A 20,836-nucleotide genomic window follows, 5' to 3' on the forward strand; every position below is an offset into this window, starting at 1 on the left:
GGGATTATTATCAGCAAAATCTAAGCAATACGAAAGCTTATTACTTAGCCTCGTCTCCCTCTTTATCTGTGGCTTCTTTACTGCTCTTCTCGCCCTTATTTATGCGTCCGCGAACAATCCCCACAATTGTTGGGGTAACTGAGACGGCAACAATTCCTACAATCAATAGCTCAAAGTGCTCCTGAACTACAGAAATACCACCAAAGAAATAACCGAGAAGTACAAACATTGTGGACCACGTAAGACCACCAAGAATGTTGTAAACGACAAAGTTTCTCCAGTGCATACCTCCCATACCAGCAATAAAAGGCACAAACGTGCGAATAAAAGGAAAGAAACGTCCTAAGAAAATTGCTAGATGACCGTGCTTATCCAAGAACTTCTGAGTTTTTTCAAGATGCTCTGGGGTGAGTGCTTTTACTTTTCCGGAAGCAATAATTTTTTTTCCAAAGAAATGGCCAATCATAAAGTTCATCTGATCACCAAGAATTGCGGCAGACCAAGTAATAACGAGCAGTAAAACAATATTAAAACCGCCGCTATGGGCAAAAAATCCCGCCGCAAAAAGCAGAGAATCACCTGGTAAAAATGGGAAAAAGACTACACCGGTTTCAATAAAAACAATTAGGAAAACAAAACCGTATGCAGCAAGAGGGCCGGTGGCAATCATTGAAGCAATAAATGAACGAGGATCTCTAAGCAGTTCAATGATGTAGTTTACAAAACCCATCGAAGTCCAATCGTCGTGACAAATGTCGCGGCAAGCACAATTTACACCTAAGAAAAGCGCATTGAGTGGGAACGGATGCCCGCGAGTGACCCCTTATGGCTGCTGTCTCCCGACCCTGACCAGGTTCGAGGTGTCACGTCATCCGCACCCGTTCAATGCGCTGTAGATACTCTACCCTATTAGAGTAATCTTTGCACAAGTCAAATGCCGCCTATGCGTTTTTTGACGAATTTTTCTCAATTGCTTTGATGATCTTCTCGACGTTCTTTTTTCCTCTTGAGATGCCTACATGTAAAATTCCAGCTATAGGAACAGATATGACGAGAAGAACAATACCGCCTACAAGTGCAGTTGTTGCCATAGAGCTTGTAGAAAGACTTCCGTACACACTGAGATAAATGAGCCATACCCCAATCGCAATACCAGAATAAGCGGCTCTTTTATAAACACTAAGTGTTCCAAGAGCTTTTGACTGCATACGGGCTTCAACGACCAAAGGATTATCCTCATGCGAGTGAGAAGCTGCTCCTACATATTTTTTCTTACTCATAAAAACTCTCAATCAAAAGTGGCACCGCCTTATGACGATGCCACTTTATTACGTTTATCTTTTCTGCGCCAGACAGGATTTTGCGCAAAAAATTAGTAAGACAGACCTGGGTTGAAGACGCCAAGAACAACGCCAACAAGTGCTACAACAACAAGAATAAGCATAACAACCGTTGGGCTGAGCTTCTTCTTAGTCATCAACCACCAGCAAAGGTATACAAACAGAAGATTCAATACCTTAGGGAAAATGCCGTTAAGTGTTGTTTGAATGTCAACACCAGCAATATTCAGAGAAGTTGTGACATTGATCCATGTAGCGGCAACCGAGCCAATAACCATAGTACCAATCATAACGATGGAGCTACGGAGAGCCTCAGATTCGGGACCAACAAGTGCCTCAACAGCAGAAGAACCGAGACTATAGCCCTGGTTATAAGCAAACTTCATGCCGAAGTACATAATGAGGTTCCAGACCACAACATAGAACAGTGGGCCAAGAACGGAGCCGCCCTTAGAAAGGCCAAGTGCAATTCCAAGAAGAATTGGAATGAAAGTACCAACGATAATGGAATCACCAAGACCAGCAAGAGGGCCCATAAGGCCAGCGCGAAGACCGTTGATGGTCTCGTCGTCAATTGCCTCACCGTTTGCACGAGCCTCTTCCAAAGAAGCAGTCAAGCCAACAACCATAGAACCAATCTGTGGCTCAGTATTGAAGAAGGTTGTATAGGTAGAAAGAGCCTCAACCTTTTGGTCATCAGTATCGTAAAGCTCGTCAACGATTGGAAGCATAGATGCAAGATAACCGAATGTCTGCATGTGCTCCTGAGAGAAGCAGGTAAGATTGCCGTAAATCCAGCTCAAGAAAGACTTATTACGTGCTTTCTGAGAAATGGTTTTCTTTTCAGCCATGATTAAATATCCTCCTCTTCTTCATCGTCTGCGCTTACATTGCCTGATGCTGCAGCGGCCAAACGAACATTTTTTGCCTGCTGAAGCTGGTAGTTAAGAACAGCGAAGAAGACTGCTACAACTGCAGAGACAATGAGGTTCAGGCCAAGTGCACCAGCAAGGATAAAGCCAAAGGCAAAAGTTACCCAATCAAGAGGCTTAGTAATAACCTGCTTGCACAGAATTGCAACACCAACAGTAGGAAGAAGGGTACCAACAGTGAAGAGGGTCATCATTGGAATGCCGTTCATAGGAAGGTATTCCTTCATGACGCCGACCATGCTCTCGCCAGCCATGCAAATAAAGAATGTTGGAATGAACGAGAAAATAATGTGAGAAACCCAAGGGAATACAAAGTCAACCATTGGAATGGTCTTCTTGATACGACCCCACTCCTTGGTCTCCATTGCACGCCAACCAATACCCTGCCATACAAGGTTCATGGTAGCAGTGCCATAGAACAAAACGGTACCAAGCGTACCAACAGCGGCGCCAATAGCAGCTGCCTGGGATGCAGCCTCAACAGAACTTGGATCAAGACCATAAGCCTTGATTGCAAGAATTGCTAGAGGAATGCCGATGTAGGAAACTGCACGAACATCAGCGGAGACAGTTCCGCCAGGAGTTACAAGTGCAATATAGACCAGCTGAATAGCTGCGCCAACAATAATGCCAGTCTGAACATCACCAAGAATGACGCCAACGACAAGACCTGCAACAAGTGGACGACCGAGAGTATAGTTACCTACGGTAGTGCCACCCATACCAGGCAGTGACGCAAGGCATGCAAACAAACCCAAAAGGGCAGCTTGAAACGCATTAATTGCCATAAAAATCGCCTTCCGAATACTACTTTACATCGAACTTCTCGCGGAATTTAGGCCACTCACCAATTGCCTTTTCTTTAAGAAGAGCAAATTGAACGGTATAACCAGCTTTGGTTATATCCTCAAATGCCTGTCCCTCTTCTTGCGTAAAGGACTGGTTGTTACCCAGTTTTACCGCACCAGGACGATCATTACCAGGACCGATAATGATAGTGTTAATTCCTGGCTTAAAACCAAAGTCAACAAGAATTTTCTTCATGTCAACTGGGTTTTTAGTAATAAGGAAATAACGAGAATCGCTGTCAAGAACCTTCTGAGCGTTCTCTTTAAAATGATCAAATGTCCAGACAAAAACTTTCTTGTCAGGTGCTGCTGATTTGTAGGCAGATTTAAGAACAGGATTTGATGCAGCCGCATCATTTACTGCAATGATTCCATCACAGGGAACCTCAAGTGCCCAACGGGTAACTGTTTGACCATGAATCATACGGTCATCAACACGAACAAATGAAATCACGTTTTCTCCTAACGTATGTCTTGCGCAAGCAACTACGCTTACTTGCAGTAATTACTAAAGATCTTCTTCATCCTCATCGTCAAGAGCAAGGACAATCTGATTAACTCCATTTTTTCCTTCATCCAAAATAGATGAAACAAGAGCTTCACCACTCAGACCATCATCTATTGCCATCAGAGCACCAATTGCCATTGGAAGATTGGCACCACTAAAAGCTACCGTATGGGATAGCAGACCTTTTTTAGCGAGAAGATCAAGTGCATTAGTAAGTGGAGAACCACCGATGATGTCTCCAAGAACAACAACCTCATCGTCAGCAGTAAGTGGCTCAAGAATTTTTGACAAATTCTTGACATACTCACCTGCTCCAACACCATCTTCCATGCTATAGCTTAAAATGTCTTCTCTTGGCCCCATTAACATGTCCATTACGCTATGTAAACCTGGCGCAAAAGTTCCGTGACTTACAAGCAAAAGATACTTCATTACCGCTCCATTCCAGACCAGATGTCACTTGCGTAGTATCACTTGCGTAGTTGTTATAACACAAAGCTATACAGACACTGTTGACATTCTTAAATTATTAATAATATTGATGTGTTATTTCTTAAATTTTGTTCAAATTATTCAATCATTTCCTCTGTAATTTATCGAGCAAGCGTTTTTAGCCGTAAAAATGTATATTCATTGATTTTTCTCTTATATTAATATTTTAGCGTATTAGAGATAATAATAAGACAGATTTAAAATATAAATGTCTATTCTAAGTTCCATACAAATCCGTCTCAACCGACAAAAAAGAAGACCATACACGATGGCCTTCTTAATACGCACTCCAAAAACCTTTATGTTACATAATGCACTATCTTCTGTTTTTGCGATAGAAAGCTACAAGAGACTGAGTAGAAGCGTCTTGTTTTGCCAACTCTTCATCGTTATGAATTGCGGGGAAAATCTGCTTTGCAAGCTGTTTACCAAGCTCAACACCCCACTGATCGTAGGAATCAATGCCCCACACCACACCTTCAACAAAGGTGATATGTTCATAGAGTGCAATAAGTGTTCCGATAGCGCGAGGGTTAAGCTCTTTACCAAAGATAGAAGTAGTTGGCCTATTTCCCTCAAAAACGCGCGCAGGAACCATCCACTCTGGAGTTCCCTCAGCCCTAACCTCATCAGCAGTCTTGCCAAAAGCAAGCGCTTTGGTCTGCGCAAAGAAATTAGAGAGGAAGAGCTCGTGAACATCAAGATCTGCATCTTTTGAAGCAAAAGCAGTGTTTGCAAATGCAATAAAATCAGCAGGGATTATCTGAGTTCCCTGATGAATGAGCTGATAGAATGCGTGTTGCCCATTAGTGCCAGCCTCTCCCCAGAAAATTTCGCCTGTCTTAGAAGTAACAGCGGTACCATCCCAGCGGGTAGACTTGCCGTTAGACTCCATGGTGAGCTGCTGCAGGTATGCAGGGAATCTATGCAGATATTGACTATACGGAAGTACTGCATGAGACGCTACACCAAAGAAATTAACGTACCAAACGTTTAAGAGACCCATAAGAGCAACAACATTTTGTCTAAGTGGAGTGTTCTTGAAATACTCATCAACTGCATTAAAGCCGCTAAGGAACTCTGCAAAGCGTTGTGGGCCAAAAACAAGCGCCAGTACAAGGCCAACCGCAGAATCAACTGAATAACGGCCGCCAACCCAGTTCCAAAAACCAAAGGCATTCTCTGGATCAATACCAAAGTCTTCTACTAGATTAAGTGCGGTTGAAACGGCAACAAAATGTTTGCGAATAGCTTCTGCATTCTGAACATTTGAACCGTCAATAACGCCCTGTTCAGTAAGCTTTTCCAAAAGCCACGTGCGAGCACAACGAGCATTGGTAAGCGTCTCAAGCGTAGTAAAAGTCTTAGAAACAATAATGAAAAGTGTTGTTTCTGGATCAAGATCCTTGGTTTTCTCGCCAAGGTCAGCAGGATCAATGTTGGAGACAAAACGAGCGGTTATACCAGCATCTGCAAAAGGCTTTAGTGCTTCATAGACCATAACAGGACCAAGATCTGATCCACCAATACCAATGCTTACAACGGTCTTGATAGGCTTACCAGAAATACCCTTCCACTCCCCCGAGCGAACTCGATCACAGAAGGCATACATCTTGTTCAGAGTCTGGTGGACGTCAGCAACAACATCTTGTCCGTCAACAATAAGCGTACCAACTTCAGAAGCAGGACGACGAAGAGCCGTATGAAGAACTGCTCGATCCTCAGTAGTATTGATATGCTTACCAGCGTACATAGCGTCTCTACGCTCTTCAAGCTTAACCTCTTTTGCAAGGTTGCACAAAAGATCAAGCGTCTCTTGCGTGGCAAGATTTTTAGAAAGATCAATAAGGAACTGGTCCAGCTCAAACGTAAAATTCTGGACGCGCTCTGGATCTTCTGCAAACCATTTCTTCAGCGTATCTTTAGTATCTTTTAAGTTGATGTAGTGATCTGTAAGTGCACGCCAAGCTTTAGTTTGTGTTGCGTCAGTAGGCAAAAAGTTTGGTGCTGTAGGTAATGCCATACCAATCTCCTTCTTTTGACTACCTCAAGGATAATCTGCACGATACTCATGAAACTCCACAATGTCGTTTTTTGATAAAAATACGACAAATCATTACTAATAGGGTTCTCCCAAAGGTGGAACCTGTTTAATCGCAGCCCAGCGCATCTGTTTCTGATGAAGATCATCAAGTGCAGAAGCAAAATTATCAAGATTTATCATGCGCATTCCGCATACACGAACAAGGACACGGGGCGAGAAGGTCTTTTCGGCATCAGTCTTTAATTGGGCAAGCTCTTCTGCAAATGCCTCACGCACTGATGTAACTGCTGCATCATTTACCATCAACACAGTATCTGGACTAAATGCACTTATCGCCTGCCTCACAAGCTGAGGGTTAATAGGGTCTCCTGTTTTTGTGGTAGTAAGTAAGGTGGCCCATGCCTCAGGTGCATATCCTAAGTGCTCTAGAGAGGCTCGAAGTGCGGAAAGCTCTGCTTCTTCAAAGTCTTCTTGCCCCTTTACTAATAGAACCGATGCAAAAGCATTGCCTGCCATACACACCCCCTGAGCAGCAAAATCTCCAAACTCATGCGTTATTTTTGCTATGTAAGCTTCTTTTCGCATAAATCTTTCGCTTGGCATGCACACCTCTTTCTTATATGCCAACTATGCACGTAATTCATAATTTGAGCAAGTCTGCAAAGTTATGTGTATACACTTTTCTAATTTGGGGATAAGTTTGCTAGCGCTTGTAATTAAATGGCTTAAGGCCGTATGTAACTGGAGGTTCGTTATGGCACAGCAACTTACTACTGCAGAGTTCGATTCTGTTCTTGCTAACGCAGACAAGCCTGTTCTTGTTGATTTCTGGGCATCTTGGTGTGGTCCTTGCCGCGCTCTTGGTCCAGTTGTCGAGGAAGTTGGCAATGAGATGGCAGACAAGCTTGACGTCTACAAGGTAAACGTTGATGACGAGGCAGATCTTGCAACTCGTTTCCGCATCGTTTCCATCCCTACCCTCATCCTCTTCAAGAACGGTGAGCCTGTTCACACCATGGTTGGCAACCTTCCTAAGGCTGACCTCGTTTCTGAGCTCAACGCTAACCTGTAAGTTCTTGTATGCCACACGCCTGTGCTGGCTTATCATTGAACTAAGCGGCGGTACGTCTATCGGCGTGCCGCCTTTTTGTTACAGTTACAAGGAGAACCAATGGCCGATAAAAGCCTTGACGCTCAAAAGACAGGACTTTTAAAGGGGGTTCGCAAGCGCCTCTTTCTACAGCGTTTGCGTTCAAGCCTCTCTACCATCATTCTGCTTATCTCTTCAGCAATTTTTATTTTTTTGTTGATTGACGTTTCTGAAGGCGATGTCATTGGCATCGATCGCTTTGCCTACAGACTCTTTGTTGTCCACCTCAGAACTCCACTTCTCACAGAAATAATGGAGGGTTTCTCTGGGCTTGCAAGTCCCGTCACTGTTATTGTCATGCTTATTGTGGTTGCTGCTTTTGCGCCAGGGCCAAGTGTTGGTAGGCTTGCTTCCATTAATCTTGGTGGCGTCGTTATTGTTGACCTCATCTTTAAAGCCATTGTCCAGCGCCCCCGCCCAGATGGTTTTAGGCTGGTAGTTGAAACCGGCTATAGCTTCCCTTCGGGCCACTCGATGTTCTCAATGGCCTTTTACGGTTTACTTATTTGGCTGGTCTGGCATTACGAGAAAGACAAACTTCAGCGCTGGATTTGGTGTGGTCTATTCTCTGGTATCATCATCATGATTGGCGTCAGTAGAATTTATCTAGGCGTACACTACGCCACCGATGTTATTGGTGGTTTCTCGCTTGCCCTTGTATGGCTGGTTCTCTTCACCAAACTGATGATTCCATCACTTATTTACAAGAAAAAAGTACCTCAAGCGAAGACAGACTAATAATCTCTGCGCTGACCACCTGAGCTGCTTCTTCATCAACGATAATACGTCCCATAGTTGCACCCTCGCGCCCACGAGGGTAGGTCGGACTTCCTGGATTCATCACAAGGGTATTAGTCCACTCGTCGCGCTGTAAAAGGGGCTTATGCGTATGACCACAAATAGCAATGTTACATTTAACGAGGTCGAGCCTCTCGCGATAATGACATACCTGCCACTTAAGACCAGCCGCAAAGAAAATAATCTTTTTCTTTACCATAGGACCGTAGTTGTAGCAAAAATCATTATTGCCCAGACAAAGCTTAACGGGAGCAATTTTTTGCAACGTCTGATAATCGGCGTTAGAGGTAATATCCCCTGCATGAACAATGTAATTGGCGCCTTGTAGAGCCTCAAGCAACTCAGATGACAAATACCCATGCGTATCTGAAATTACGTCAAACCTTACAAGTGCCATACCAAACTCCTACGTGCGCTTTTAAGCTGCTGGTGAGAAACTCTTTGAGCTTCTACAGTCCCAACGCTCGCTTGAGTGCGACCACACGACGGCGAGAAACCGAGATGTGACGCTCCTCAAATCCCTGAATAGTCAACTGAAGGATACCAGCAGAGATAACCTCAACATCGTCAACATACTCAAGATTCACGATAAAGCTACGATGAATGCGGAAGAATCCGTGTGGAGCAAGGCGCTCTTCAAGTTTTTGCAAAGAAATGGTAGATAGGAAGCGATCGTCTTCTGTATAAATGCAAGAATAATCGTCTTTTGCTTCAATAAAGCGAATCTGATCAATAGGAACAAGAACTTTGCTTCCACTCTTAATGACGGGAATTCGCTCAATGGTTGCCATAGGAGACTGAGGACGTAGGCGCTCCTCAACCTTATCAAGAGCCTGCTCAAGACGCTCGGTCTCAACAGGCTTCATTAGGTAATCGACAGCATTAACGCCAAATGCATCCAATGCATACTCACTATATGCGGTAACAAACACAATCTGAGGAGGATTCTTCAACTTGTGAAGAGCCTCTGCAAGCTGCATTCCATTTGTCTTAGGCATAGAGATATCAAGGAATATAACCTCAACACGAGACTCCATGAGTTTCTCGACAGCATCCCTTGCACTTGTGGCCTCAATGATTTCTTCGAGACGACCAGTTTCCTCAAGTAAGAACTTAAGCTCAGAACGGGCTGGAGCCTCGTCGTCAACAATCATGGCACGCATGTCATTCATCTCCCAACGGCCTAACGCAGCGTTAAGCAAAACTGTGTACTACTGTGCTGTTACCTGCAGTGCCGCACCTGCAAGCTTGAGTGTCACGCACGTGCCCTGACCTGGCTTAGACATGATTTCCATGCCAGATCCAGCAGCGTAGAAGCGCTCAGCTCGCTCAGCTACGTTCTTAATGGCAATACCCGTACCTTCACTTCTCCCCGAAGAATTGTGCGGAGTAGGGCCTTGACCATTAAGCAAGCGAGAAACAGTCTCTTCATCCATTCCAAGACCATCATCAGCAACAGATATAAGAATATCATCTTCGTCGCGTGCGACGTGGATGTCAATATGGAGTGCGCCTTCATCTTTCATGGCATGCCTCACTGCATTCTCAACAATAGGCTGAATCAAAAAAGACGGGACCTGAATGTCTTCGCATCCCTCGTCAACATGCTCAGACTCCTGGATACGTTCTTCTCCAAAACGGGCTTTTTCAATTGTCAAATACCTGCGTGTTTGTGTCAATTCCTGAGAAAGCGGAATGAGCGAGCCTTGAGAACTCTCAAGTGTGCGACGATAAAACACAGAAAACTCACGAAGCAAGTCTCGTGCCTTATTAGGATTTGTACGCGTAAGAGATGCAATGGTATTGAGCGTATTAAACAGGAAATGCGGATTAATTTGAGCCTGCAAGGCTTTGACCTCGGCCCGAGCGGTCAGTTCTGCCTGACGATCAAGCTCGTAAGATGAAAGTTGTGTGGAGAGAAGCTCACCCAAGCCCTCAGCGATTGCCAACTGCGTGCGATCAATTTCAATACCGCGGCGATAATACAGTTTGATGGTTCCGACAGGGCGATCCTGAACAATCAACGGAACAATAATGCCAAAGGAACTGCCACCATTTCCAAAACCACCTCGCCTTTTTAGCACCTGCTGGCGACTGTCAACCGAGACAAACGTCTCCATGCGCCCACTTTCCAAAACCTCAGTTGCAGGACCAACAACTTTTGATCCAGGTACATGTGCAGTTGCAATATCTCCCTCAAAACCCAATACGTACTCCGTATCGGTAATAGAGATAGCGGCAGCTGAAGTTTCTGAAAGCAATAAAGTACAGATAGTTGGTGCTGTTTCTTGTGACAATCCACCACGTAAAGTCTTAAGCGTCTTTGACGCAACCTCAAGTGTGCGTTCTGTTTCTTGAGATCTAGTATGTTCATTACCAGGCTGAGTAGTACCGCCAAGAACAATGACCGTGGCAAGTCCTCCGCCCGCAACAAGAGCGGCAAACAGATTGTCTGTTACGACACTCCAAGAAAGCAAACCCAGCAATACACAGGCAAAAAGGACCAAGACCACCTTGGTTGACCTCTGCATATACTGAGCAAGCCCCTGCATAGCTATCTAGTTCCCTACTGATTCTGTGGTAGAACCCTCAGAAAAAGCAAGCTGCTGAGGCAAAGGCGAATGCTTAAGTGCACGAGCTAAAGGCACACCAAGTACATAAAGAACAACAGCCTCTCCGAGTCCTGTGGTAATAAAGCCAAACAAGAACATAAGAGGATACGATCCATCAAGCTCTATAGTAGTAAATGGAATTGTGTAAAATCCCAACCCCTGAAGCAAAATTGGAAGATACGCAGAAACAATAACCGCATTTGCAAGCACTGGTCCGAGAAGGGCGAGCGGCACATTTTTTCTGTTCTTCCAGGTAAACCATGCACCAAGGGCAGTTGCTAAGGAACCAAAAACAACGTCTAGCAATCCTAAAGCTCCCGTGCCGGAAATAACCATATTCGCAAGGTTGGCGATAACGCAACCGAGTGTAAGTCCTGGAATTGCATCAGCAGTAAAAAGTGCAATGACAACGACTGCCTCAGAAATACGGAACTGCACGGGACCCCAGGCCAGACCGCCTAAGAAGAGAAGGGTTGCAAGCGTAAGCGCTGCGTAAAGAGCTGCAATGATACCAATACGTGCAAGGCGCTGAGCGCGCTGTTTTGTTGCATAAGCTGAAGAAACCTGTGGCAAAACATTCCCCTTGTTTAACTCTAAAAACTTGTTTCATAATACGACGAAAAGCATATATGAGCAAATGAGCTACCTAGGCGTGCGTTAGTTCTGCAAAAAAACTACACCTATGACCTGCAGCGTATTTAAACCATTGGATATAAGCTCACTATAATGTGACACTATAAAGCGCATAGGGTTTCTCGCCATACGCGCTCAGTTGCATAAAATTTTGAACTAGTAATGCAAATGCATTCCTGGATAGACCATCTCGCGAGCATGCTTTTGATATGCAGCAATAGCCTCTTCTTCAAAGGCAAGAGGAGTGTCTTTTTCACCCGCCATATCCAAAATCCAACGTGTGAGGTAAGGGTTGAGTGGAAGCAGCGGACCAATAAGCCAGGTGGCAATAGCGTTCTTGCGTCGGAAACCTTCCAACTTGCTTTCTTTATTGATGCCAAAACCTACCTTATTTTTAAGAAAATGGCAGTTGGAGTTATCTCCCTCAGTAAGCGTGAACTGCATCTTAAAGCCAACAACAGTAAAAGGCTCTTTGCCGTTGCCGGGATCAAACTCTCCCACCTGAACGTCGTGGAAGCGCTGAGGCATATAACGAGTAGTCGTGAATTTGAACAAACCCAAGCCTTTAATTTCAGAGCCGTCTGGATTAACGATTTTCTCGCCAAAAAGCTCTGAAGCGTTACCGGTAAACAGCATAGGGACGCCCTGATCAGCCAGTTCAGCCAGTCTATCCTTGTAAGGCATGAGGCGAGAAATAATAAGCTCTTGCTGAGCCTCTGTCATGCCACCCATGATGATTGCTGACGGTGTATGTTCCACAAAGTAAGGCGTCGCGGCATGAGAGGTATACACAAAGTTCTCTTTTGGGAGACAAGCCTCCAGGTAGAGAGCATTTCCGTTATCTCCACCCTGGTTGCCATACTCTGGATAAAGAATCTCAATCTTAGTTGCTGGATTACTCATTGGAGGCCTCCATCTGTTTTAAGCGCTCAATGATACGGTTTCTGCTGATATCAGCAATACCACCGTTGTAGAGGCCATGTGCATAGAAAACGTGTTGGCAAGCATTGAGATCAACCAGGTCAGCAGTCTCTTCAGGAGAGTTTGCTACAAAGGTCTTAGCAGGATCAACGCCCGCAAGTCTGAGTCTGAGCTGCAGATCAAGTGATGTATCACCGTAAATAATGACCTGCTTAACACTTGGATCTTGCAGGAACTCAAAGTCGGTCTGGTAGTACCAGCCAATGTACTCTGTCTGGTCCTTAGCTTTTGCCATATATGCATCAGCAATCATGATGATAATTGCCTTATCGCCTGGTTGTTTGCGCAGGATATCAATAGTAACTGAGGTTGCCGTGTCATTCTCGCCCTTAGAAGCCATGCTAATAAGGCGACGACCGTTGTAATCAATCTCGTTATACCTGGAAGAAGCAATGTTAACGCGCTGCAAAGACGCGGCGATAGTTGCAGGCGCAAGACCCATCTCACGCGCGGTAACAATAGCTACAAACAGGTTGTAGAGGTTAACGATAGAGTAGCTGTTGAGCTTATATTCGTACGTTGGTGCACCCTCGTGGCAGTGTTCTTTGACCACAAACTTGCCAGTCTCTGGCTCTACTGAGATAACCTCATAATCAGGAGTTGGATTGGTATACCCGCATTCCTCGCAAGTTGCGTGGCCAAGATGTCTGAGATGAGCGTAATCCCACTTGAGCTTGCCGCCACATTTTGGACATGCGGTAAGGTCTGAAACAATGCCTACAGGATCCGCAGTATCATCAGCCAACCTTGCAATTGAGTAATACGTACGATGAGTACATTGAGGGGCAAGTCTGCAGCTAATCATGTCATCTGCGTTCAAAATCAGATGAGTTGAAGCAGGGATACCCTTATCCATAACGTCAAACACATAGTCTGGCGTTGCACTGCGAGAAAACGTATCGCGGAACAAATTAGTAACGGACAAAATATCAGGCTGCAAATAAGGAAAAATGCGAGGTCCAGAGAGCTCATCAAACTCCATAACTGCAAGCTTAGTCTTTGAAGCGCCCTTCCATGTGGCGTTCTTTGCAAATGAGCTTGCAAAACCACTAGAAATATTACCGCCAACGCGATTAGTAACAGTCTGATAACCGTTATCAGCGAGAAGATCGTTGAGCAAGTTATTAGTGGTTGTCTTGCCATTAGTACCTGTGATAAAGACAACCTGTTCTGGCTTAGCGATATCCCCTAAAAATGCAGGGTCAATGGCCTCCGCAATAAATCCTGGTAGAGTTCCACCTTCGTGATTAGTCAACTTAAGTGCTGCAAGTGTTGCTTTAGCAGCGAGAAAAGCTACAGGAAATAATCTGCTCTTTTTTTGTGCCACAGTAACTCCCATCGTGAGCAAAGTCTCTCTAGTTTATCACCTCACGAGAAGGGCTTGAAGAACACAGGTCTTCTCGTCAAAAATGTCGCATAAAAAAGCCGAGCCAGGACATCCTGGCTCGGCCAAAGCTCCGTGAAAGTAAGTTGCCTTACTCCTCAGGCTGCTCCTTCTTCTCTGCTGCATAGAGCTCGGAGAGGCGTACAAGGTGATCGTAGCGAGCCATTGCGGCTTCCTCGTTCTCCTTGAAGAGCTTCTCTGCGTGCTCTGGGAACTCGCGGGTGAGTCGGCTGTAACGAGCCTCGTTCATCAGGAACTCCTGGTAGCCACCCTTAGGTGCCTTAGAGTCGAGCGTGAACTTCTTACCTGCTGGTGCAGATGGGTTGAAGCGATAGAGGTTCCAGTAGCCAGTATCGACTGCCTTCTTCATCTCCTCCTGTGCGTGAGCCATGCCACCCTTAATGGAGTGCATCTCACATGGGGAGTAACCGATGATGAGGGATGGTCCTGGATAAGCCTCTGCCTCGGCAATTGCCTTGAGGGTCTGCTGGAGGTTTGCGCCCATGGAGACCTGAGCAACATAGACGTAACCGTAAGTCATAGCGATCTCAGCAAGGTTCTTCTGCTTGATGTCTTTACCAGCTGCAGCGAACTGTGCAACCTGGCCAAGACGGGAAGCCTTAGAGGACTGACCACCGGTGTTGGAATAAACCTCAGTGTCGAAGACAAAGACGTTGATATCCTCGCCGGAAGCAAGAACGTGGTCAAGGCCACCGAAGCCGATGTCGTATGCCCAACCGTCGCCACCGAAGATCCAGAAGGACTTCTTGGTGAGGAAGCTCTTGTTAGCAAGGATTTCCTTAGCTGTTGCAAGGTCAGACTTAGCAAGCTCAACCACAAAAGTCTTGGAAGCTTCCTTCGAGAGGGCTGCGTCGTTGACGGACTCAATCCATGCCTTAGCAGCATCCTTGAGGTCCTGAGATGCGCCGTCCTCATCGACAAGCTGCTGAGCAAGCTCGAGAAGACGCTTCTGCTGTGCCTGGTGACCAAGCATCAGACCCATACCGTGCTCAGCGTTGTCCTCGAAGAGGGAGTTGTTCCATGCCGGACCGTGACCATTTGCATCGGTAGTGAATGGTGAGCAGGAAGCTGGGTTACCCCAAATAGAGGAGCAACCAGTTGCGTTGGAGATGTACATACGATCGCCGAAGAGCTGAGTAACCAGACGACCATAGCTGGTCTCAGCGCAGCCTGCGCAGGAACCAGAGAACTCAAGAAGAGGCTTCTTGAACTGGGATCCCTTAACGTTGTTAGCGACAAGCTCGGTCTTCTCGGAGACGTGATTAACTGCGTAATCAAAGATCTCCTGCTTGGACTCTTGCTCCTCGATTGGCTTCATGGTCAGAGCATCTGCAGGGCAGATGTAGACGCAGTTGGAGCAACCAGTACAGTCGAGCTGAGAAATAGCAATCTCAAACTTGTAGCCCTTAGCCTTAGGACCAACGGCATCCTTGAACTGAGACTGTGCTGGTGCAGCAGCAACCTCTTCGTCGGTAAGGACGAATGGACGAATGACTGCGTGTGGGCAGACATAAGCGCACTGGTTACACTGGATGCACTTCTCGACGTTCCACTCAGGAACAACAACAGCAATGCCACGCTTCTCATACGCAGCAGCGCCAAGTTCAAACTGACCGTCAACGTGGTTCTTAAATGCGGAAACAGGAAGTGCGTCACCCTCCATACGAGAGACTGGTGTCATGATGTCGCGAACCTGCTTGAGCAGAGCCTCACGACCCTCAAGGGTGATTGTGCTAGGAGCATCCTCTGCAGAAGCCCAATCAGCAGGAATCTCAATCTTAGTAAATGCGGTAGCGCCGGCGTCGATTGCCTTGTGGTTCATATCGACGACGTTCTGACCCTTCTTCAGGTAAGAGTGAGTTGCAGCATCCTTCATGTACTGAAGTGCGTCTGCCTCTGGGAGAACCTTTGCAAGAGCAAAGAATGCAGACTGAAGAATAGTGTTAGTGCGTTTACCCATACCAATTTCCTTGGCAAGGTCAATTGCATTAATCAGATAAACGTTGATGTTGTTCTTAGCAATGTAGCGCTTTGCCTCTGCTGGCAGGTGGTGTGCAAACTCCTCTGCATCCCACTGGCAGTTGACCAGGAAAGTACCGCCAGGCTTGACATCGCGGACCATCTTGTAGCCCTTGATGATATATGCAGGGACGTGGCATGCAACAAAGTCTGCCTTGGTGACATAGTAAGGAGAACGAATCTTGTGATCACCGAAACGCAGGTGGCTGATGGTAATGCCGCCAGTCTTCTTGGAGTCATACTGGAAGTATGCCTGAACATATTTATCGGTGTGGTCACCAATAATCTTAATGGAGTTCTTGTTAGCACCAACGGTACCGTCGCCGCCGATACCCCAGAACTTGCACTCAATGGTGCCCTCAGCTGCAGTGTTAGGAGCCTCAGGATCCTCTGGGAGAGACAGATTGGTAACATCGTCAACAATACCAATGGTGAACTCGCGCTGAGGATTATCCTTCTTGAGCTCCTCAAAGATTGCAAATGCAGATGATGGTGGGGTGTCCTTGGAACCAAGGCCATAACGACCGCCAACAACCTTAATGCCTGTACGACCAGCCTCATAGAGAGAAGAAACAACGTCCTCGTAGAGAGGCTCACCAACGGAGCCTGGCTCCTTGGTACGGTCGAGAACAGCAATCTTCTTGACGGACTCAGGAAGAACATCAACAAAGTGCTTTACAGAGAATGGACGATAGAGGCGGACCTTAACCAGACCGACCTTCTCGCCATGAGCATTCAGGTAATCGATAACCTCTTCAAGGGTATCGCAGAAGGAACCCATGCAGATAACAACGCGATCAGCGTCTTCTGCACCGTAGTAGTTGAACAGACCGTAATCAGTACCAAGCTTAGCGTTGATCTTGTTCATGTAGTCTTCAACGACTGCTGGCAGCTGGTTATAAACCTCGTTGCATGCCTCGCGGTGCTGGAAGAAGATATCGCCGTTCTCGTGGGAACCACGGCTTGCTGGATGCTCTGGGTTCAGTGCGTGATCACGGAATGCCTGAACAGCATCCATATCACACATCTCAGCCAGGTCAGCATAATCCCAAACAGCAACCTTCTGAATCTCGTGAGAAGTACGGAAGCCGTCGAAGAAGTTAACAAATGGAACCTTGCCCTTAATTGCTGCGAGGTGAGCAACAGGAGCCAGATCCATAACCTCCTGGACGTTGCCTTCTGCGAGAAGTGCAAAACCAGTCTGACGAGTAGCCATAACATCAGAGTGATCGCCAAAGATGTTCAATGCATGGGTTGCAACGGTACGTGCGCTGACGTGGAAAACACCAGGAAGCTGCTCGCCGGCAATCTTGTACATGTTTGGAAGCATGAGCAAGAGACCCTGAGAAGCGGTGTAAGTAGTGGTCAGAGCACCCGAACCAAGAGAACCGTGAACAGCACCAGCTGCGCCAGCCTCGGACTGCATCTCGACAACCTTGACGGTTGTGCCAAAGATGTTCTTTACGCCCTGAGCGGACCACTGGTCAACATAGTCTGCCATTGGACTTGATGGGGTAATTGGGTAAATGCCCGCTACCTCAGTAAACGCATACGACACGTAAGCCGCGGCGTTGTTACCGTCCATGGACTTAAACTTTCTTGCCATTTCCTCTCCTTGCCTAATCTGTGATTTCTCACAGTATGCGTCTGTGCGATCCAAAATAAAGCTGTAGACCCTGGGTGACTACGGAAACAGGTTTCATAGTTCGGCCGGCAGCGGTCGCATAATGCTTTTATTATTGCGCAAAAAAACAATGAAACAAATCAGAAATACAAGCCAATAAATACCTATTTTTAGGTAGGAATTTCTACCTGCGAAATTGCAAAATAAACATAACAATAAAGTACAACTTTTTTGTAACTCAACAAAATATTCAAGTACGCAAACAGCCATCTGTCTAAAAACTAAACAGATTTTTACGTGAGCAATCAACGCACAATAGTTTTATCACGCATTGATTGCGCTTTTAAATGCTCTTAAATCTCATGCCTCTTCTGATTACTTTGAAGCTTTAATTTCACAAAGCTTCTTGTAACCAAATAAAAAACGCTCTCCTATCTGGCCTTCAGCATCAGAGGCACATACGATTCCGTGTTCATCTGATGTAAGAAAAGCTTCATCAAATTCAACAGTTCCATCAAATATCTGTGCAACAACATCTGGGTTAAACTCTATTGGCTCATGAAGAGTCTGTGCTAAATCAAGCACCAAACTTGTAGCTCCAGATTGAACACTTTCTTCTGAGGTGCCAACGATAATCCTTCCGTCCTTTACCAGCCAGAGTACCTCTGGTGCACAATGAGTTTGCTGCTCTTCTCGCTGTGAAATTCTTGCACGTCCTGCAAGAGACAGAACAGATCTCTCCTCCAAAGACTGATAAGGCCCAACGGTCATAGCAGCCTGGCCATTACTTTCAAGCAAAATCATTAGAACGCCATCTGGATACTCTTGTGATCCTTCTTTAAGCGTTCCCTCAATGTGTTGCTTAGCCCAAGCAATCAAGTGCGGAGAAACTTCTTTTTGAGCAACTATTCGTCTACTCAGCGCACGTAAGTGCCTGTTATCAAGAGGAAGAGCTCCTCCAGCCAGTCTCCAGCGACAAACAAGTTCTGGATTATCAAGCTCAAACTTCTGAGCTGCTTTTAACTCTTCCTGGTCCACAGTATCCTCCCCCAATTTTTATAGTATTGACTGCTAGTCCCGACTTAGCAGATTAGTGCCTAAAGTGTCGCTTTCCCGTAAACACCATTGCAATACCATATTCATCACAAGCAGCAATGGATTCATCGTCTCTAACTGATCCACCTGGCTGAATAATAGCTGTTACGCCATGAGCTGCCAGCGTGTCAACGTTATCTCGGAATGGGAAGAATGCGTCAGATGCAGCCACAAGGTTCTTTGAATCAATTCCCATACGCTCGCAAGCTGCTTCAGCACGCTCACATGCGAGAAGAGCAGCATCAACACGGTTGGGCTGACCTGGTCCCATACCAATTCCAGCCTGATCTTTTGCGACCAGAATTGCATTAGACTTAACGGTCTTACAGACCTTCCAAGCAAATACCAAATCAGACAACTCTTCTGAAGTTGGTTGACGCTTTGTGACAACCTCAAAGCTATCCGCAGTTTCATCAGCATGATCAAGGTCTTGCACTAAAAGACCACCATCAACAGTTCTCATTTCGAGCTCACGACTTCTATCGATTCCGCCCGTAGCTAATACGCGAAGATTTGTTCTCTTTGACAGTCGCTCAAGAGCCTCTTCCGTGAAACTTGATGCAATAAGAACCTCAACAAACTGCTTATTGATATCTGCAAAATGCTCCACAAACTCCAGTGGAACTTCTCTGTTCACTGCAATAATTCCACCAAATGCAGAAAGAGGATCACAAGCAAATGCCCGGTCATATGCCTCAATAACATTTTCTGCTGTTGCAGAACCACAAGGATTCTGATGCTTCAAAATAATGACTGATGGATCATCAAACTCACGAACAGCCGCCCAAGCTGCATCGGTATCCAACAAATTGTTGTAAGACAAAGGCTTACCCTGAAGTTGCTGAGCATTTGCTAGGGAGTGTGCAGGAGCGCCAGGCATCTTGTAAAACGCTGCGGACTGCTGAGGATTTTCTCCGTAACGAAGATCTTGCTCCTTTGTTGCCTTTACCAGCAAAGTCTCTGGGAATTTACTTTGCTCTGCTTCAACAACACCAGAAAGGTATGCGGCAATAGCGCCATCGTATGCAGCCGTTGTCTTAAATACCTTCAAAGCCAGCTGCTGGCGAGAAGCCCTTGTAGTTGCACCGTCATGGACACGCATCTCATCAAGAACACGACCATAATCTGCCGGATCAACAACAACCGTAACAAAATCATTATTCTTTGCAGCAGAGCGGAGCATTGAAGGTCCACCGATATCGATATGCTCAATTGCATTTTCAAGAGTTACTGATGGATCAGCTACAGTCTTCTCAAACTCATAGAGATTAACGCAGACCAGGTCAATCATGCCAATACCATTATTCTCTGCGTCTGCGACATGACCGGAATTATCTCTACGGCATAAAAGACCACCATGAACACGAGGATGCAGCGTCTTAACACGACCGTCCATCATTTCTGGAAATCCGGTATAAGACTCAATAGGAACTACGGGGACACCAGCCTCTTCAAGGGTTTTTGCGGTTCCACCTGTTGAAATTACTTCAACACCAAACTCTTTAGTAAGAGTTTGTGCAAATTCAACAATACCCGTTTTATCTGTTACCGAAATTAGCGCACGTTTGATAGGGGCCTCAGCCATTGCCGCTCCTTTGTGTTTGACACTTGCTATCAGAAACACTTACAGACTATCAGCTGCAAAACACTACGTACTAGATGTAAACAAACTTGAAACTATTCTATAATCTTCCGATGTAAAACACACGAAAGGAACTATTTCATATGTCTATTGATACTCCCATCATAGTCCCCTTTGAAGATGCTGACTTACCGGAGCTCATATCAATCTTTGAACGCGTCTGGTACTTGGATGGTGAAGAGTCAAAAGATGAAAGTCACTCCCTTGCGACTATTGATATCGCCTATTTTATTAGCGTTTCTACTCATCGCTTTGTAGCAAAACAAGGCGACCAAATACTTGGTCTTATTTTTTGCTCAAACGGAGAAACTCCAGCCGATTATAAAAAATGGCAAAAACTAGAAAATGAGGCAACCACAAAAGCTAAAAAACTATTCAGCGCAGAAGATTTTGAGGATCATGAGGTCTTTGGCGATGTCGAATCTGGTCTAGTTCACAAATATTGGAACACAGACACTAACAATCCTAAATGGGAGATTACCCTGTTCTGTGTTAACCCTGCTATAAAAAGCCAGGGCATTGGAGGCATGCTCTTCTCCTACATTTTGAACTTTATGAAAGAACAGGGAGCCAAGCATTATTTTCTTGCAACTGATGATAGCTGTGACTTTGGCTTCTATCAGCACAAGGGTCTTACATGTAAAGACAAAGCGGCTGTCAAATCATCAACAAAAGACTTTGGATTTGCTTATATCTATGCAGGAGATCTCTAA

The 20,836-nt window shown here is 45.7% G+C and carries 20 protein-coding genes and 1 other RNA gene; 3 read left to right on the forward strand and 18 right to left on the reverse strand.

The window, feature by feature from the left end; all coding sequences use genetic code 11:
• Positions 1–40 precede the first annotated feature (40 nt).
• From APAR_RS06725 to APAR_RS06760, 9 genes are all read right to left on the reverse strand, one after another.
• The gene (locus APAR_RS06725; protein ID WP_012809392.1) at positions 41–730 is read right to left on the reverse strand and encodes a VTT domain-containing protein; all 690 of its coding nucleotides are present in this window, start codon (positions 728–730) and stop codon (positions 41–43) included.
• A 59-nt stretch (positions 731–789) separates the two neighbouring features.
• Positions 790–883, reverse strand: an RNA gene (gene ffs / locus APAR_RS07210) — signal recognition particle sRNA small type.
• A 58-nt stretch (positions 884–941) separates the two neighbouring features.
• Positions 942–1,280 (reverse strand): hypothetical protein, encoded by a 339-nt coding sequence (locus tag APAR_RS06730; protein ID WP_012809393.1) that lies wholly within the window; start codon positions 1,278–1,280, stop codon positions 942–944.
• 92 nt (positions 1,281–1,372) lie between these two features.
• The gene (locus APAR_RS06735; protein ID WP_012809394.1) at positions 1,373–2,191 is read right to left on the reverse strand and encodes a PTS system mannose/fructose/sorbose family transporter subunit IID; all 819 of its coding nucleotides are present in this window, start codon (positions 2,189–2,191) and stop codon (positions 1,373–1,375) included.
• A 2-nt stretch (positions 2,192–2,193) separates the two neighbouring features.
• Complete coding sequence (locus APAR_RS06740; protein ID WP_012809395.1) at positions 2,194–3,060, reverse strand: PTS mannose/fructose/sorbose/N-acetylgalactosamine transporter subunit IIC; 867 nt, start codon at positions 3,058–3,060, stop codon at positions 2,194–2,196.
• Between the two features lie 19 nt (positions 3,061–3,079).
• Positions 3,080–3,574 carry a PTS sugar transporter subunit IIB gene (locus APAR_RS06745; protein WP_012809396.1) on the reverse strand — a complete coding sequence of 165 codons (495 nt, stop codon included), beginning with the start codon at positions 3,572–3,574 and terminating at the stop codon, positions 3,080–3,082.
• 54 nt (positions 3,575–3,628) lie between these two features.
• The gene (locus APAR_RS06750; protein WP_012809397.1) at positions 3,629–4,060 is read right to left on the reverse strand and encodes a PTS sugar transporter subunit IIA; all 432 of its coding nucleotides are present in this window, start codon (positions 4,058–4,060) and stop codon (positions 3,629–3,631) included.
• Positions 4,061–4,436: 376 nt separating this feature from the next.
• Positions 4,437–6,143 carry a glucose-6-phosphate isomerase gene (pgi, locus tag APAR_RS06755; RefSeq protein ID WP_012809398.1) on the reverse strand — a complete coding sequence of 569 codons (1,707 nt, stop codon included), beginning with the start codon at positions 6,141–6,143 and terminating at the stop codon, positions 4,437–4,439.
• 96 nt (positions 6,144–6,239) lie between these two features.
• Positions 6,240–6,680: a hypothetical protein gene (locus APAR_RS06760; protein ID WP_245526049.1), complete on the reverse strand. Its 441-nt coding sequence runs from the start codon at positions 6,678–6,680 to the stop codon at positions 6,240–6,242.
• Between the two features lie 238 nt (positions 6,681–6,918).
• Between APAR_RS06760 and trxA the strand changes: the two genes are divergently transcribed.
• Positions 6,919–7,236 (forward strand): thioredoxin, encoded by a 318-nt coding sequence (gene trxA / locus APAR_RS06765; protein WP_012809400.1) that lies wholly within the window; start codon positions 6,919–6,921, stop codon positions 7,234–7,236.
• A gap of 99 nt (positions 7,237–7,335) precedes the next feature.
• Positions 7,336–8,052: a phosphatase PAP2 family protein gene (locus APAR_RS06770; RefSeq protein ID WP_012809401.1), complete on the forward strand. Its 717-nt coding sequence runs from the start codon at positions 7,336–7,338 to the stop codon at positions 8,050–8,052.
• Here the strand turns inward: APAR_RS06770 and APAR_RS06775 are convergent.
• The 9 genes from APAR_RS06775 to purH form a co-directional block, all read right to left on the reverse strand.
• Positions 8,012–8,509, reverse strand: a complete 498-nt coding sequence (locus APAR_RS06775; protein ID WP_012809402.1) for a metallophosphoesterase family protein — start codon at positions 8,507–8,509, stop codon at positions 8,012–8,014. The genes APAR_RS06770 and APAR_RS06775 overlap by 41 nt on opposite strands.
• Positions 8,510–8,561: 52 nt before the next feature.
• Positions 8,562–9,275: a LytR/AlgR family response regulator transcription factor gene (locus APAR_RS06780; protein ID WP_012809403.1), complete on the reverse strand. Its 714-nt coding sequence runs from the start codon at positions 9,273–9,275 to the stop codon at positions 8,562–8,564.
• A 48-nt stretch (positions 9,276–9,323) separates the two neighbouring features.
• On the reverse strand, positions 9,324–10,664 hold the full coding sequence (locus tag APAR_RS06785) for a GAF domain-containing sensor histidine kinase (RefSeq protein ID WP_041654087.1): 1,341 nt from the start codon (positions 10,662–10,664) through the stop codon (positions 9,324–9,326).
• Between the two features lie 6 nt (positions 10,665–10,670).
• Entirely contained in the window at positions 10,671–11,297 is a 627-nt protein-coding gene (locus APAR_RS06790) for a QueT transporter family protein (protein ID WP_012809405.1), read from the reverse strand.
• 216 nt (positions 11,298–11,513) lie between these two features.
• The gene (locus tag APAR_RS06795; protein WP_012809406.1) at positions 11,514–12,260 is read right to left on the reverse strand and encodes a glutamine amidotransferase; all 747 of its coding nucleotides are present in this window, start codon (positions 12,258–12,260) and stop codon (positions 11,514–11,516) included.
• Positions 12,253–13,665, reverse strand: coding sequence for a MurT ligase domain-containing protein (locus tag APAR_RS06800; RefSeq protein ID WP_012809407.1), 1,413 nt, complete (start codon positions 13,663–13,665; stop codon positions 12,253–12,255). Before APAR_RS06800 ends, APAR_RS06795 begins: the two co-directional genes overlap by 8 nt.
• A 148-nt stretch (positions 13,666–13,813) precedes the next feature.
• Positions 13,814–17,368, reverse strand: a complete 3,555-nt coding sequence (nifJ, locus tag APAR_RS06805; protein WP_012809408.1) for a pyruvate:ferredoxin (flavodoxin) oxidoreductase — start codon at positions 17,366–17,368, stop codon at positions 13,814–13,816.
• A gap of 393 nt (positions 17,369–17,761) precedes the next feature.
• Positions 17,762–18,424: a hypothetical protein gene (locus APAR_RS06810; protein ID WP_012809409.1), complete on the reverse strand. Its 663-nt coding sequence runs from the start codon at positions 18,422–18,424 to the stop codon at positions 17,762–17,764.
• Positions 18,425–18,476: 52 nt separating this feature from the next.
• Positions 18,477–20,066, reverse strand: a complete 1,590-nt coding sequence (purH, locus tag APAR_RS06815) for a bifunctional phosphoribosylaminoimidazolecarboxamide formyltransferase/IMP cyclohydrolase (RefSeq protein WP_012809410.1) — start codon at positions 20,064–20,066, stop codon at positions 18,477–18,479.
• Positions 20,067–20,206: 140 nt separating this feature from the next.
• Between purH and APAR_RS06820 the strand changes: the two genes are divergently transcribed.
• Positions 20,207–20,836: a GNAT family N-acetyltransferase gene (locus APAR_RS06820; protein ID WP_012809411.1), complete on the forward strand. Its 630-nt coding sequence runs from the start codon at positions 20,207–20,209 to the stop codon at positions 20,834–20,836.

This window comes from Lancefieldella parvula DSM 20469, from assembly GCF_000024225.1.
Classification (GTDB): domain Bacteria; phylum Actinomycetota; class Coriobacteriia; order Coriobacteriales; family Atopobiaceae; genus Lancefieldella; species Lancefieldella parvula.

Coding starts and splice junctions, on each gene's coding strand:
- pgi (WP_012809398.1), bottom strand. CDS start 6,143: ATGGCATTACCTACAGCACCAAACTTTTTGCCTACTGACGCAACACAA.
- APAR_RS06775 (WP_012809402.1), bottom strand. CDS start 8,509: ATGGCACTTGTAAGGTTTGACGTAATTTCAGATACGCATGGGTATTTG.
- trxA (WP_012809400.1), top strand. CDS start 6,919: ATGGCACAGCAACTTACTACTGCAGAGTTCGATTCTGTTCTTGCTAAC.
- nifJ (WP_012809408.1), bottom strand. CDS start 17,368: ATGGCAAGAAAGTTTAAGTCCATGGACGGTAACAACGCCGCGGCTTAC.
- APAR_RS06735 (WP_012809394.1), bottom strand. CDS start 2,191: ATGGCTGAAAAGAAAACCATTTCTCAGAAAGCACGTAATAAGTCTTTC.
- APAR_RS06780 (WP_012809403.1), bottom strand. CDS start 9,275: ATGCGTGCCATGATTGTTGACGACGAGGCTCCAGCCCGTTCTGAGCTT.
- APAR_RS06820 (WP_012809411.1), top strand. CDS start 20,207: ATGTCTATTGATACTCCCATCATAGTCCCCTTTGAAGATGCTGACTTA.
- APAR_RS06750 (WP_012809397.1), bottom strand. CDS start 4,060: ATGAAGTATCTTTTGCTTGTAAGTCACGGAACTTTTGCGCCAGGTTTA.
- APAR_RS06730 (WP_012809393.1), bottom strand. CDS start 1,280: ATGAGTAAGAAAAAATATGTAGGAGCAGCTTCTCACTCGCATGAGGAT.
- APAR_RS06770 (WP_012809401.1), top strand. CDS start 7,336: ATGGCCGATAAAAGCCTTGACGCTCAAAAGACAGGACTTTTAAAGGGG.
- APAR_RS06785 (WP_041654087.1), bottom strand. CDS start 10,664: ATGCAGGGGCTTGCTCAGTATATGCAGAGGTCAACCAAGGTGGTCTTG.
- purH (WP_012809410.1), bottom strand. CDS start 20,066: ATGGCTGAGGCCCCTATCAAACGTGCGCTAATTTCGGTAACAGATAAA.
- APAR_RS06725 (WP_012809392.1), bottom strand. CDS start 730: ATGGGTTTTGTAAACTACATCATTGAACTGCTTAGAGATCCTCGTTCA.
- APAR_RS06760 (WP_245526049.1), bottom strand. CDS start 6,680: ATGGCAGGCAATGCTTTTGCATCGGTTCTATTAGTAAAGGGGCAAGAA.
- APAR_RS06740 (WP_012809395.1), bottom strand. CDS start 3,060: ATGGCAATTAATGCGTTTCAAGCTGCCCTTTTGGGTTTGTTTGCATGC.
- APAR_RS06795 (WP_012809406.1), bottom strand. CDS start 12,260: ATGAGTAATCCAGCAACTAAGATTGAGATTCTTTATCCAGAGTATGGC.